The organism is Leptolyngbya sp. 7M (assembly GCF_018128485.1).
The window spans coordinates 4,774,132-4,787,378 of sequence record NZ_CP070897.1 but is presented as its reverse complement, the minus strand read 5'-3'; the positions used below and the strand labels follow the sequence as shown (position 1 = coordinate 4,787,378).

The 13,247-nt window shown below is 47.0% G+C and carries 18 protein-coding genes; 9 read left to right on the top strand and 9 right to left on the bottom strand.

What is annotated here, in order from left to right:
- The first annotated feature begins 34 nt into the window (after nt 1-34).
- The 3 genes from JVX88_RS24685 (at nt 35) to JVX88_RS24675 (ending at nt 2,183) form a co-directional block, all read left to right on the top strand.
- Complete coding sequence (locus tag JVX88_RS24685; protein WP_211621180.1) at nt 35-241, top strand: hypothetical protein; 207 nt, start codon at nt 35-37, stop codon at nt 239-241.
- Between the two features lie 175 nt (nt 242-416).
- Complete coding sequence (locus JVX88_RS24680; protein ID WP_225931165.1) at nt 417-1,514, top strand: AAA family ATPase; 1,098 nt, start codon at nt 417-419, stop codon at nt 1,512-1,514.
- A 3-nt stretch (nt 1,515-1,517) separates the two neighbouring features.
- Nucleotides 1,518-2,183 (top strand): DUF3226 domain-containing protein, encoded by a 666-nt coding sequence (locus JVX88_RS24675; RefSeq protein ID WP_211621178.1) that lies wholly within the window; start codon nt 1,518-1,520, stop codon nt 2,181-2,183.
- 9 nt (nt 2,184-2,192) lie between these two features.
- Here the strand turns inward: JVX88_RS24675 and JVX88_RS39045 are convergent, their stop codons facing one another.
- The 3 genes from JVX88_RS39045 to JVX88_RS24665 form a co-directional block, all read right to left on the bottom strand.
- The gene (locus JVX88_RS39045; protein WP_263975239.1) at nt 2,193-2,318 is read right to left on the bottom strand and encodes a helix-turn-helix domain-containing protein; all 126 of its coding nucleotides are present in this window, start codon (nt 2,316-2,318) and stop codon (nt 2,193-2,195) included.
- Nucleotides 2,294-3,562, bottom strand: coding sequence for a secretin N-terminal domain-containing protein (locus JVX88_RS43280; protein WP_263975238.1), 1,269 nt, complete (start codon nt 3,560-3,562; stop codon nt 2,294-2,296). Before JVX88_RS43280 ends, JVX88_RS39045 begins: the two co-directional genes overlap by 25 nt.
- 158 nt (nt 3,563-3,720) lie before the next feature.
- A complete protein-coding gene (locus JVX88_RS24665) occupies nt 3,721-4,224 on the bottom strand; it encodes a VTT domain-containing protein (RefSeq protein WP_225931711.1) in 504 nt (167 codons plus the stop codon).
- A gap of 180 nt (nt 4,225-4,404) precedes the next feature.
- Between JVX88_RS24665 and JVX88_RS24660 the strand changes: the two genes are divergently transcribed.
- On the top strand, nt 4,405-5,442 hold the full coding sequence (locus JVX88_RS24660; RefSeq protein ID WP_225931164.1) for a sensor histidine kinase: 1,038 nt from the start codon (nt 4,405-4,407) through the stop codon (nt 5,440-5,442).
- Nucleotides 5,443-5,467: 25 nt separating this feature from the next.
- Nucleotides 5,468-5,857 (top strand): response regulator, encoded by a 390-nt coding sequence (locus JVX88_RS24655; RefSeq protein ID WP_211621175.1) that lies wholly within the window; start codon nt 5,468-5,470, stop codon nt 5,855-5,857.
- Nucleotides 5,858-6,086: 229 nt separating this feature from the next.
- Here the strand turns inward: JVX88_RS24655 and JVX88_RS24650 are convergent, their stop codons facing one another.
- Nucleotides 6,087-7,172 (bottom strand): pentapeptide repeat-containing protein, encoded by a 1,086-nt coding sequence (locus tag JVX88_RS24650; protein ID WP_211621173.1) that lies wholly within the window; start codon nt 7,170-7,172, stop codon nt 6,087-6,089.
- An 83-nt stretch (nt 7,173-7,255) separates the two neighbouring features.
- Nucleotides 7,256-7,453, bottom strand: a complete 198-nt coding sequence (locus JVX88_RS24645; RefSeq protein WP_211621171.1) for a hypothetical protein — start codon at nt 7,451-7,453, stop codon at nt 7,256-7,258.
- Nucleotides 7,454-7,613: 160 nt separating this feature from the next.
- Here JVX88_RS24645 and JVX88_RS24640 point away from each other — a divergent pair, with 160 nt between their 5' ends.
- Entirely contained in the window at nt 7,614-7,838 is a 225-nt protein-coding gene (locus JVX88_RS24640; RefSeq protein WP_211621169.1) for a hypothetical protein, read from the top strand.
- 36 nt (nt 7,839-7,874) lie between these two features.
- Nucleotides 7,875-8,204: a hypothetical protein gene (locus tag JVX88_RS43275; RefSeq protein WP_317134432.1), complete on the top strand. Its 330-nt coding sequence runs from the start codon at nt 7,875-7,877 to the stop codon at nt 8,202-8,204.
- Between the two features lie 143 nt (nt 8,205-8,347).
- On the opposite strand, the gene JVX88_RS24630 is transcribed toward JVX88_RS43275, so the two are convergent.
- Nucleotides 8,348-8,953, bottom strand: a complete 606-nt coding sequence (locus JVX88_RS24630; protein WP_211621167.1) for a hypothetical protein — start codon at nt 8,951-8,953, stop codon at nt 8,348-8,350.
- A gap of 78 nt (nt 8,954-9,031) precedes the next feature.
- Nucleotides 9,032-9,868, bottom strand: coding sequence for a YoaK family protein (locus JVX88_RS24625; protein ID WP_225931163.1), 837 nt, complete (start codon nt 9,866-9,868; stop codon nt 9,032-9,034).
- Between JVX88_RS24625 and JVX88_RS24620 the strand changes: the two genes are divergently transcribed.
- Together JVX88_RS24620 and JVX88_RS24615 are read left to right on the top strand one after the other, a co-directional pair.
- Nucleotides 9,868-10,887, top strand: coding sequence for a sensor histidine kinase (locus JVX88_RS24620; protein WP_263975237.1), 1,020 nt, complete (start codon nt 9,868-9,870; stop codon nt 10,885-10,887). The two genes, JVX88_RS24625 and JVX88_RS24620, sit on opposite strands and share 1 nt — an antisense overlap.
- 506 nt (nt 10,888-11,393) lie before the next feature.
- Nucleotides 11,394-12,074 carry a response regulator gene (locus JVX88_RS24615; RefSeq protein WP_211621163.1) on the top strand — a complete coding sequence of 227 codons (681 nt, stop codon included), beginning with the start codon at nt 11,394-11,396 and terminating at the stop codon, nt 12,072-12,074.
- A 75-nt stretch (nt 12,075-12,149) separates the two neighbouring features.
- Here the strand turns inward: JVX88_RS24615 and JVX88_RS24610 are convergent, their stop codons facing one another.
- Both JVX88_RS24610 and JVX88_RS24605 read right to left on the bottom strand, forming a co-directional pair.
- Nucleotides 12,150-12,701: a TetR/AcrR family transcriptional regulator gene (locus JVX88_RS24610; RefSeq protein WP_211621160.1), complete on the bottom strand. Its 552-nt coding sequence runs from the start codon at nt 12,699-12,701 to the stop codon at nt 12,150-12,152.
- Nucleotides 12,698-13,072, bottom strand: coding sequence for a hypothetical protein (locus JVX88_RS24605; RefSeq protein ID WP_211621158.1), 375 nt, complete (start codon nt 13,070-13,072; stop codon nt 12,698-12,700). The genes JVX88_RS24610 and JVX88_RS24605 overlap by 4 nt, the downstream gene beginning before the upstream one ends.
- Nucleotides 13,073-13,247: the final 175 nt, after the last annotated feature.

The following is a 13,247-nucleotide window of genomic DNA, read 5'->3' as shown; positions in this document are numbered from 1 at the left end:
TATGCTCCATAAGCTACTCTCGCATTTTGCGGTCATGTCAACCTATATTCAGACTTTGCTCAATCTACCTGAAAACAGTGATTATAGAGCATTTGGTCAAGTAAAGGGAAATATCGCAACGCAGCATAACAACCCCAATGCACCCCGACCGCCGAGAGGGTATCTGTTGGGAATTCGAGGTTGTCGGCGGCGGGTGATTGGGAACGACTATGAAGCCGTGGGGGGTGTCAAGCGGGTTTGAGAATTTGTGCGTGAGACAGTTCCGTAATTAGCCGAACGAAATCAACCATCCAAGCTGCCGGATGAGGGTTCGCTTTTATAGAAGCCTTCTAAAAATGCGACGGCTTGAGTTCTAAACGACTATCCGAGGTGTCAATGCAGTTTGCCTTTCTATTTCTAAAATTGCAACTTGAGCATTGTCTCAATTATCTCTACATAGTTGCTTGTCTTATTCGACATTAAAGATTGAGAATTTTCGTTGTTTTCAAGCATTCGAGCTTCAGCAGCTTGGCAGAGTTAATTTGCTTGTCGGTACTAATAATAGTGGTAAAACATCAATTCTAGAAGCAATACTGCTTCTTTGCTCTCAGGCCACGTTTGAAGTGTTACCAGAAATGATGCTCAATCGTAATGAGTATGTCTGGGTTGATGAAAATGTCAGTAATCGAGAGCTAGACATACGACACCTATTCTATGGACATGATATTCACATAGGTAGCAAATTTTCGATATTTGGTTTTAATGGTGTTGATGCTGAAGAGATTGTTGTATCGATTGAAAATAATGATCATCTTACTGAATTTGAGAATTCTGGCCCTTTAGCACTAGTTATTAATTACTTAAAGCGAGAAAATAAAACTATTCAGGTTCCTCTATCTGCAAATCAAGGTTTGCCTGCAAATATTCTTCGTATTCCTGGAGAATCAAAAAACTTGGGGGTTAGAACGCAATATGTAACCACATCTTCGCTGACCAACAAAGATATGCTTGCACTGTTTGATCAGATTGTTCTGACACCAGAAGAGGATTTTGTGATTGAATCACTGAGAACTATTGAACCCCTTGTTGAGCGTATAGCGTCAGTTGGTCCTGGACGATATATATCATTGACATCCCCAGGAGGGTTAGTTGTACGCCTAAAGGGTAGTACCCAACGTATTCCACTAGGCAGTATGGGAGATGGTATGCGGCGAATTTTGGGATTGACGCTGGCAATTGTGAATGCAAGAGACGGTGTTCTACTCGTTGATGAAATTGATACAGGACTTCATTTCAGCGCAATGTCTAATATGTGGAGACTGATATGGGAAACTGCTAAGCGACTCAATGTTCAAGTTTTCGCTACAACCCATAGCAGTGATTGCTGGACAAGCCTGGCTGAAATTGCAAGTGCTGTAGGTCCCAGCGAGGAGGGTATTACAATTCAAAGAATTGAAAAAGGTAAATCAAGGAGCGTCGTCTTCACTGAGCGGCAAGTTGTGATTGCGGCTGAACGGGGAATTGAGGTGCGGTAGAGAATGGCTGATATTTATCCCAAGGTTCTTCTTGTAGAGGGAAAGCAAGATGCTCGTGTAATACCAGAGTTAATTGAAGCAAATGGTATAAATTGGGGAACCCGGAATAACCCAACTGTGTATATCCGCAATTACGACGGTTATCAAAATTTAGTCGATCCAGATGTGATTTCTACTGAATTGCAAGCTTCTGGACTTTCTGCACTTGGAATCATGATTGATGCTGATGAAAATCCTTTAGGGCGTTGGCAAAGCATTAGAAGTGCCATTTTGAAAAGTATCCCTGACATTCCAATCTCTTTGCCAGAGGATGGTTTAATACATACCACAGAGGATGGAATTAGATTGGGGATTTGGATTATGCCTGATAATAAAATGCGTGGTATGTTAGAAACCTTCTTGGCATATATGATCCCAGTAGGTAATGAAGTGCTTTGGCAGTTTGCTCAGGAAACAGTTCAAGGAGCAAAAAGTAGGGGCGCAGTGTTTACAGATTCTCATCTTGATAAAGCAAACATATACACCTGGTTGGCTTGGCAGAATCCTCCGGGACGACAACTTCATCAAGCAATTATGGAACGTCTCCTGAATCCACAGCATCCTAATGCTCAAAGATTTGTGAATTGGTTTATGACTTTGTATGAGTTAAAAGTTCCGGATGAAATATAATACAGCAAATTAAATCTCGTAGTGCCAGTATTCAGCTTGCTGTAACACAATTCGTTGTAATGAGAGGCGCTGAATAAAGCCTTGCTGCTCTAGTTGAATCAGGGCGCGAGTCACGGTGACGCGGGTTGTGCCCAACAGTTCAGATAAGTCTTGAACGCGTGAATCTGGGTCGATGCAAGCAGTTTCGTATTCCCTTTGCTCTGAAAAGCGGCGAGTGTGCTTAAAGGCAGTCCGATAGCAACGCTCGCAACATCGAAATTCGGGAATGGCAGACCGCTGGTTATAGGCTGGGTCGATCCGCCTAGAACATACGGAAGACCAACACCACCCAGATTTGAAAGCTGTGTTTCAGAACCGAGTTGATTTCCGAGTTTCATAAGATCAGATTTGGAAACCTCATAGATAGCAACATCCATCACAACCTCAGCTCTGTCCTTATCAAGCGAGCTAATTAGGCGTCCGATCAAGCGAACGTTCTCTTCCGTATCACGGACAGTTACACTGTTTGTTGCTGCGTCTTCAAGTACTATCGTTTGCGAACGTCCCGGCTGGGGCGGGATCGCCGTTTGGATGACGGTCTTTACGTCTTTAGGATTTGCGTTTGCCAGATAGAAAGTACGAAGTACGAGTTGCTGAAAATTCTGTCTCCGGTTCCCGCTCGCAACCAAGATCGTCCGTGGGCCGACACGTTGAAAAAAGAGATTTTCTTGAAGAAAGATATAATCCAGAGCCTTTGCCGCCGTTACTTGTCGAAGCTCGATACGAACACTGCGATTCTCAAGTCGCGATTCAACATCGAAAAGCACATTGAGATCCAGCGAACGAGCTAGATCCTTAACAATAGTTTGAAGCGGAATGCCGCTTGGAAAAGGCAAGTCGCGGAGGGTTTCTAACTTTTGCGGTATTCTAAATCCTTCCGGCTGCATTCCGAAAGAGGTCTGTACGAGTCGGATTCCGTCCGCTGTGGTCGGCTCCGGACGCTTGCCCGACTTCAATTCCTCCTGAAGACGGACCATTCGGGCCATCTCCGATTTGGCTAGCTCATTGACCGGATCGAACGCAAATGCCTTTCTGAAAAATGTATATGCGGACGCGTAATCCTTCTCATCGGCGGCAGCGCGGCCAAGCTTCATATATTGCTGCGAGGCATTGAACAACGCACGCCGCAGATGAAGACGATATTCCGGATTGCGCGGATTATCTTTCACCGCAATGGTGAATGCCTCCACTGCCTTGTCCCATTCTTCAGCAGCTTCATGCTTTAGGCCGATCTTGAAATATTTCTTACCTTCACCCGCCGCGATAACCGCCGTCGGAGATGCAAGTGAGACAAGGACGAAAAGCGTGAGCAAATATCGGATCAACAATGCACGTTTCATATTTTTGTTGTTGTGGCCCACAGGTTAGCCGGTACGTTAATCTTTCACGAAATCCGAGCAGAAAGGTTGCGTAAACTTTCTGCCTAAAATAATAACGCAATTCAGCTCGTTTTTCTGCAATTTTTCGAATTATTCTCAGGAGAACGATTTGAGGCTTTTCAGCTTTCGGTACAGATCGCTGCTTCCGCCTCGGATTCGCCGTTGGTCATACGTTTGAGAGCTACCCTACTGAATCGCGCGATCAAAACAATAACCCCGATCGTTGCCGCAAGGCCAATGAACAAAGCAACCATATCGCGCGAGCTTTGCGGATCGAGCTGCGAAAGCCCGGCCCCCGCAAATGCCATCGCCGCTGAACGCGGAAGCATTCCGGTAAATGTTCCGATCACGTATGAGCTAAGGCGGACGCGGGCCGAGGCAAGCAGAAAATTGGTGAATGCGAAGGGCATTATCACCGAAACACGAAGTAAGAAAATTATGAACGTTGTACGCCAGTAATCTTCCTTCATCAGCGCTTGGTACACTGCATCAACTTTAATATACCTCGAAGCAGCATTTGGGAGCCGTCGGCCGCTAATTCGTTTATGAATGAAGAACGAGATCACCGCCGCGACAACGACCGCCGAGATAAGCAAAAGTAATCCAAGCCAAAGGCAATCGATATTGATGCAGACGGCATTGATAAAATCTACGATGATCTATACGCTGAAGTTGCAATTCTAGAAAAAAGATTTATAGAGCAAAAGGAACAGACACGTAGAATTGCCGATTTTGGCACCAGTGCATCGTTGATTTTGTCTGCTGCAATTATTGGAAGTTTGTTTCACCGATTCAGCAACAAGTTGTGGGCCAAAAATCAAGCTCTCGAAACTGCCTTACAGGATCTGCAGCAAACGCAAAGCCAGCTCATTCAGCAGGAAAAGATGGCAGCCTTGGGGCAGTTAATTGCTGGAGTGGCGCACGAGATCAATAATCCTTTGGGTACTATCAAAGCGTCTGCTGACAACACTCATAAAGCACTACAGGAAGCGTTGGTCGAACTGCCTTATCTACACCAACGGTTAAACGATACAGAACAGGTGAGCTTCTTTGAGTTGGTCCAGCGAGCACTCAATAGTCAACCCCTGATTGCATCCACTGAAAACCGGGCGCTGAAGCGCAAACTCACGGCTCAGCTTCAGGAGTATGGACTTGAAAATGCCAGAGACACTGCTGATCTACTCATGGACATGGGCATCTATGAACAAATTGAGTTTTTAGCACCTCTCTTAAAAGGTGACCAGGGTGAATGGGCGGTGCAGTTTGCCTATAACCTGACCTGTTCGTTTATTAATAACCAAATGATTCTACGAGCTGTTGATCGTTCTGCCAAGATCGTTTTTGCCTTGAAGAGCTATGCTCGGTTTGACCAAACTGGGAAAAAGCAGCGCGTGGAAGTCACAGATGGATTAGAAACGGTAATCGAGATCTATCACAACCAGCTGAAGCGCAATATCGAACTAATTCGCGACTATCAACCTATTCCCGCAATCTGGGGTTATCCAGATGAGCTGATTCAGGTCTGGACTAACCTGATTCATAACGCTATTCAGGCGATGCAGTCAAAGGGAAAGCTGATGCTGACAACTCGTCAACAGGATGACGGAGTGGAAGTCAGTATTACAGATACAGGTTCTGGAATTTCTCCAGAGGTGCAGCAGAGGATGTTTGACGCCTTTTTTACCACCAAGGCCGCAGGAGAAGGCAGCGGGCTAGGACTGTATATCAGTCAAAAGATTGTTGAGAAACATCAGGGCTATATTGCGGTAGAAAGCCAGCCTGGACGCACTCAATTCAAGGTTTGGCTGCCGATTGGAGCGGTTCAACGTGGAGAAAACTAAGCAATGAATTAGGAGATACTGAATCATGTCCGATGCAGCAATTCTTTGTGTAGACGACGAAGTCACTATTTTGAAATGCCTGAAAGAACAGCTGAAACGCTGCTTTGGCAATCGCTATATCTATGAGGTTGCTCAAAATGCTGAAGAAGCCTGGATCGTGATCGATGAATTAATCAACGAAGAGATCAAAATTTTGATCATTGTCTCGGATTGGTTGATGCCTGGGATCAAAGGCGATGAATTTTTGACTCAAGTGCATCAGCGCTTTCCTAAAATTGTTACCGTGATGTTGACGGGGCAAGCTGACGAAGCCGCAATTGAGCGAGCGAGACGAGAAGCAAATCTCTATGCCTGTCTCCACAAACCTTGGACCGAGGCAGAGTTACAGCAGGTGATTAGTACGGCACTGGATTGATATCGATGATACGAGCGGCAATTGTTTGTGTAGATGATGAATGGACAATTCTCAGAAGTTTAGGGCAACAGCTCAGGCGCAATTTTGGCAAAGATTATGATATTGAGCTAACCAGTAGCGGTGAAGATGCACTGTTACTCTGTGCAGAATTAGTTGCGGAAGGCAAACAAATTCCTCTGATCATTTCGGATCAAAAAATGCGCGGCATGGAGGGCGATGCTTTATTGATTCAGCTTCCCGCGTTTTCCAGATTGGCACCCGTTAGATCGGCACCCGTCAGTTTGGCTTCCTTCAGATTCGCATCTGCCAGATCGGCGTTGTTCAGGTTGGCATTCTTCAGAATCGCCTTGGTCAGAATCGCCTTGACCAAGCTAGCGTTACTGAGGTTGGCTTCTTGGAGGTCGGCTTTGTCTAGCTTCGCTTCCGTCAAGGTGGCACCACTCAGGTCGGCTTTTCTCATGAAAGCGCCGTTTAGGGTGGCTTTATGGAGATTGGCATCCTTTAGTACCGCATTCACTAGCTGTACTTTCACCATTTGGGCTTGATCCAGAATCGCTTCAGTTAAATTTGCACCTTCCAGGTTGGCGTTTGGGAGCTGCGCCCGCGACAAATCGAATTTCGGCAACTGAGCACCCGGCAAAAAGGCAGCGGTGAGGTTGATCCCCGGCAGGGGAACCGGTTGATCAAATGTGGTTTGGTTCAGGCGCGCGCCATTCAGATCCAGCACCGGGTCTTGGCATGCCGTAGGCTGCCCTGGTTTAGCACTCAACTTGCACTGTCCAATCAAATTCGATTCGTACAAAAACTTGAGCAATTGACCTTTGCGTTCTCCATCGAGCTGCCGTAGCGTACTCAGGGTTCTAGCCGGCGCCATCGACTGCACTTTAGAGTCTTGTCCTGATTCACCCAGGTTTTTGTTCAACATCAGCTCGGTCATTTCGTCAAAATAGTTCGACATCATCTCATGACGCTGCCGATCGTCCGCGGTTTTGGCCTGCTGGTAGGTGAGCAACGCCAGAAACACAGGCACAGCAATCGAGGCACCGAGCAGTTGCAGCAAATCAAAGAGGGTTTTATCTTTGAGTCCAACCCAACTCCAGAACCGCTGAGGCAAATGGATTCGTTGCTGTGTCGTTTGGACAGGCAAGGCCGGAAAAACCGCAACTTTAGCCTTTGGAGGCTCGGTTGCAGCAGTAGGGGCAACGGACGGTTCTCCTAACCGGTCTCGTAGTTCTGATTCAGGGAATGGGCGTTCGCTAGATTCAGTGACGTAGGGGGGCTGGGGGTTAAGGCTGGGGCTTTCTTCGTAGGACACGATCGGTCTCCTTGAGATAGGGCAATGGTCCCAAAACAAATCCAAAATGGTTGAGCTATTGGTTGAGCTATTGGTTGAGCTACCTATTGGGGCTGCCAGCTACCATCGGGCATGCAGACATAAGGTCCAACCGTGTCGCCCGTTTCGTAGGTTTGGCCTTGGTATTCGCAGATTGCTTGAGCAGGTGCGGCTATAAATAGCTGGGTAATTATGGCTGTAAACAGGCTAGCGAAAATTGGTAGATATAGGTTGCGAACGCAGGGGGAAGTTCTGGTAGTCATAGTTGCCGAGTCCTGATGATATGATGAAACAAAATCTTGAAGCAAACCCTGCATGTTAGTGATGCAGTCCTGGTTTGTATCTGCGGAGATCTACACCAATGTTTTGTAAATTTACTGATAACTTCAAGTGAATTTCACGCTGGTTTGTGGGCCTATCTGCATGGATATCCACCCGTCCACTCATCCACCCATTCACTTATTTCGGAATACATCCATCCTAATCGGGCGATTTGCCGGTGTCAGTCAGTCGAAGTCAGCAGAAGGTCAGATTTCTGGTCAGGAAAACATGGCAGAAGACTTCTGGCAAACCGTCCGCAAACCGATCGGCAATTTCTCAGGTGGCTCTCAGGTGGAGCTAGGTTTGCCGATCTATGATGGAAGTTAAGAAGCGTAAAGATTTTCAGAAAGCTAGGTTTTCATTATGGTCCTGTTTGGATTTGGTAAAAAGCTAACCATTCCCACCCCTGAAGAAGCTCTGCCTGGACGCGCAGAGTCGATGCCTGTCCCCGACCGGCATTTTGTGGCAGCGTTGGGGATCATGCAGTTTTGGCCGCCTGCTGCCTCGATGCTGGTAAATAACCTAATTACTTCTTCCTGCTTGACTTGGGTCGTGATGCCAATCGTGACGCGGCTGATGGGTTTCTGGTTGCGCCCTGCCTTTCGCCGCTCTTTGGTGAAAACTGATTTATTAGGAGCCGCTATCGTATTGCTGGCCCTGATCATGATGGTGATTTTCTTTATGCAGATATAGTGTTTGCCAGAAGAGATAGAGCAGTGTTGTGGGCGTTTGAATCACACCCACAACACTTTGTCCTAACTGTGGTGGCAACGGCTACATCCTAAAAAAGGCGAACCGAAATTCGCCTTCTCACCGGTTTGTTTGGTGCTGGACACTTAATCTTCTGGCATGATGGCATTCATCTTGGCTTTGATCTTTTCGCCAATTTCCTCAACTGAAGGCATATACATCTTCTTCTTATCGAGTCCTGCCCCAATCTTTTCACTCAGCTCTTCTGCGGTTGGTGCAAACATATCTTTCTTCTTCATACCGGCATTGATCTTCTCGGTAATTTCTTCCGCCGTTGGTATGAACATATCTTTCTTCTTCATGAAGAAGCCCTTCTTCTGTTCGGGCGTCAGTGTAGCGAAGAAATCAGCCTTGGGAATAGATTTCATCACCGAGGCAAGCTGACTTTTCTGTGTGGGAGTCAGAGTAATGGACTTGAAGGCTTTGCGAAAGCTTTTGCCTTCACCAATCGCCGAGATAAACTGGTCCCGCTGCTCTGGGGTCAGGATAGTTTCTAGCTGAGGCACAATTTCATCCTCTAGCTGTTCGATCATCGCCTTTTGCTCTGGGGTCAGTTCAGCTTTCGAGAAGCCTAGATTGGACAGACCTGGCAACGAGATTTGAATGAATGGCTGGGCCTGGACTGGCTGGGCTATTAGTAGATTCAATAAAACTACTAAGCAGGCAAAAACCGACAGTAATTTACGCTTCATTGTGAATTTCCTCCAGGGCAAATATGATCTAAGTCTAGGGGTAAGATGACCAATCAGCTATTACTACAGCCTCAACGATCAAACTTCAGAACGAAATAGGGCGCTGTCATCACTAGGGCGTTCGACGGCGGTTGCCTCTACTGCTACTGCCATTTGTGCCTCTACGGAAGACTCTGCTTCCGCTTGGGTCGAGGTACGATTAAATTCCACATAGGCAGCCACCGCTAGAATTGAAATAATGGCTAGCGGTAAAACTAAGCTCCACCAGGTTTCCGCTAACAGAATAAGATAGGCTGCACCTAAACCACCCAGGGCGAACCCAGTGATTACTGGAAACACGCGACTCATGCGCTCTAGAGCTTCCTCAGCCTCTAGCTGGGCAGTCGGGTTTGACGCTGGCGATAATTTAGCCAGCAAATACTGCACCATATCAATGGTGAGCTGGGTTGTATTTCCAGTCATCACCGTTGTCGGAATGTAGCTCTTAAATACTCCTTTTGCTTCTTTCATCAATCCATTTTGGATCGCCATTGCTACCACACCAGCCATCCCAATCGGGAGGATATACTCTTCCTGTACATCCAACATCAGGGCAGGTGAAAGGCTAGTTCCAATGATTAAGAATCCAGTCAAAGCAACCGCTTCTGCCGTTAGCAGCACCGCAAACACCGGCCATTTTTTGTGCCGCGCATAACGGGCTAACAGAGAAGTCAAAGCAACCGCCACAACAAATGTCGGCAACATCAACAGCCGAGTAATGGTGGTTTTTTCGTCTGAACTGACGAAGGAAGACCCAGCTAAGGCGATATTACCCGTGACATGGGCCGTGAAGATACCGAATAAAATGATGAACGCCGAGGTATCTACAAAGCCTGCCACCCAACTTAACAGAAAGCCAGCCGGACCTAGAAACATTGGCAGTTGCCAGTTTACAGCATGGAGCATTACGAGCTGAACAAGGTTTTGATCCTACCGAAATTGCTCGTGAGTATCATTTGCTACGCTCTACTATTTCAGCGAACCTGCGGCAAGATTTGTTGCAAGGCAGCCCGGAAGAATTGTTTCGGGCTATGACATTAATTAATGCAGTAGTAGATGCAGCTATCGCTCAATGTTTCAAAAGCTACGTGCAGGAACGGTTGCAGGAACTTGAACAGCTTCAATCCCAGCTAGCATTGACCAATCAGGAGCTGACTCGCTTAGCAAGAGCCAACCAAGATAACTTGTCGATACTGACCCATGAGCTAAAAACCCCTTTGAATTCAATCATTGGCTACTCTGAGCTGTTCTTGCGGCAGCAGCGCCAAGCTCAAACTAGGGATACGGTCCCCAGCTTAGAGCATATTGAGCGAGTGTTGCGCAATGGTCGGCAGTTGTTGCGTTTGATCAACGATGCGCTGGAGCTGTCGCGCTGTGAGGCTGGCCGGATGCCGCTGCAATTAGTATCAACCGAAGTGGGTTCGGTGATTCGCTCTGTGGTTGAGGTAATTCAACCCCTGGCTGATGCTCGTGGCTTGACATTGGTGGTGGACTATAACCTGGCTCCATCCCAGGTGGTGGTGGATCCGTTGCGCTTGCAGCAAATTTTGATCAATCTGGCGAGTAATGCAGTGCGCTATACGCTAACGGGCAACATTACCATTCAGGCTCGTACCCTCGATCAGGAAAAATGGGAAGTTGCTGTAATTGATACGGGAATTGGCATTGCACCAGAAGAACAGACACATATTTTTGATCCGTTTGTACAGCTCCGCCCTCCCGATTCGTTTAGCAATTCAGACAGTACAGGCTTAGGGCTGGCGATTGTGGCTCGGCTCGTGAAGCTAATGCAGGGCGAGATCCAGTTGGCATCTCAGGTTGGGACTGGTTCTACATTCACGGTGATACTGCCAATTGAAGTGAAAGAGTACCAGCCGAGCGCGTCCGTAAAATGATCTTAGACGCTACTAATTGCTCCTTTTGAGTACACCAAATTCAACAATTATTGAATATCTTTCAAATAGTTCTGGACCTTAGTGAGGAACTAATTTTTTAATTTAACCTAGATTTTATAATGAACGTGTCTGGGGATAAGCTGATTCAATCTCAAACCAGTTATACAAAGAGAGCTGATCAGGTAAATGGGCAAAATCAACTATCAAAGATGAGGCATTTGACCTGCTGAGGAATTAATGGTCTGCGCTATCGGTTTGCTCAATCATTGGGTTGATCGCTGGTCACTACTGGTAATTGGTTTGTCTCCTCTAAAGGTTCACCCGTGAAGTGAGGGTAGTCATCCACCTGGCGCAAACGTTGAAATTAGGTTAACTAAATAATCAAGTTCGTTTAATCAAGTTCGTTTAATCAACAGCTTGATAAATTAGAGTGCGTTCCAGGATCGTGTTCTGGAGTCGTATCTCTGAATAGTGTGTTCCAGTGCAAATCTAGTGCAGATGGCTTTATGAACTGCAATCAGAACAACGAGTTGCCCAATGAGTTACCCCCAGATCTAACCTCAGATCTAACCTCAGATCTAACCTCAGATCCTTCACCTGTTAACCTCCAACCTACTGCAAACGCACCTGCACTAGCAGGATTACGGATTCTGCTTGTGGAGGATGATCCATCAGCCAGACAGTTGCTCAGCGATATTCTGATAATAGATGGTGGTGCCGAGGTGGTTGCTGTGGCCTCAGTCCGTGAAGCGTTAGAGATTTTGGAACGCCAGCAAAGCGATGTTTTGATCAGTAATATTGTGCTGCCTGATGGAGACGGACGGACGCTGATTCGGCAAATCAGAACGTTAACACCAGTGCGCGATCGATTTGCCGAGAATGCACCCAAAGCGGTGATCCTGGGACGCTTCGTGGCCCTGCTGCGCATCTTTGCTGGGCCTTTGGCCGGTACAGTCCGGATGCCCTATTTCAATTTTTTGCTCTGTAACCTTTTAGGGGCTGGCCTTTGGGCTTCGGCAACCGTGAGTGCGGCCTATTTTGCCGGTCAGCTCGTGCCGTTAGAGCAACTTGTGGCCTGGGTGGCTCAGTCGGCCTTTGTGGTGCTGGCGTTGCTAATCGGCTGGGTTGGCTTGACCTATTGGCTAGAGCATCGCAATGTTGCGAAGCAGGTGGAGCCGCTAGAGTAGCTGCTGATTCCCATATTTATAGGCTTTGCCGTGAATAAAGAACCGGTATTGCGTTCACTGCGCCGGGTTAACAGTCTATTTTCCTGAGGAAATCAGTTGAGTAACCCGATGAATAAGTCGTTCTATCCACTGCGATTCAGCCTCTGGAAATAGCTGCTGAAACCCTACAAAAGCAGCATATTCAATCACGGCTAGTTCATGAGCAGTTTCCTCATCCGATTGTCCCAACTCACAAATCAATTTCGCTAGGTACTGGATTCTTTGCTCATCCACCTGCTTCAGCGTGAGCTGCACTCGTTCATCCACACCTGACCATCTGCGAATTGCCCGTTCAAGCCGACTGTCTACGCTTGCCGCGAGGCGATCTAACTCCCGCCGGCGATCGCTGAGATCTTCAAGTTGCTCAACTCTTGCGATGATGCGGTTGGTGTACTCGAATTGCCAGTACGCAAGCAGAGCCGTTACAAACTCATCATGGCTTTTGAAGTGGTGATAGAAAGAGCCTTTGGTTCGCTCAGCAGTTTGACACAGGCGATCGATAGTTAGAGCTTTTTCCCCCTCAGCCGCTAGAAGTTGCAAGCCAATCTCGAACCAAGCGTTGCGAGTTAATCGTTCTATTGTTTTCATCCTAAGATCAACCCTAACGCTCCAAACAAGGCAATCGGAAGAAAGAATGCCCATTGGGGATAATCAAGCGGTTGCAATTGGCGTGTCACGATCAGTACAACGCTGAGGAGCGTACAAGCAGCAGCTATGCTGGTCAGCATCACTGTGAGAGGAACATCAGGCTGTACGAAAGCAACATAAGCATAAGCGCAGGTCATTGCAAGCAGTACAAGCGTTACAATGTGCCAACCGTAATAGGCTGTGAGTTTCGGCATGTCCTGAAGATCTGAAGCTTTAAGCAGTGGATTGATAATGTCATAGCCTCCCCAAAATAGGTGGACCAAGAAAGTAAGAAGGGATACAACAGCGGCGGCTAGAAGAAATCCGTTCATATGTTTTCTCCTTTAATGAGCTATATGAAATTAGCATACCATACAGTATGGTATGTATTCCTAAAAACAGCAGTAGTCCCTGCTTGAGGCGCTAAAGGAGATTGTGGGATCGCGCTATCTTAGTTTTGAGTGGCTTGATCGGAAGGTATGAGTGGGAGAACATAGCGATGAAGTG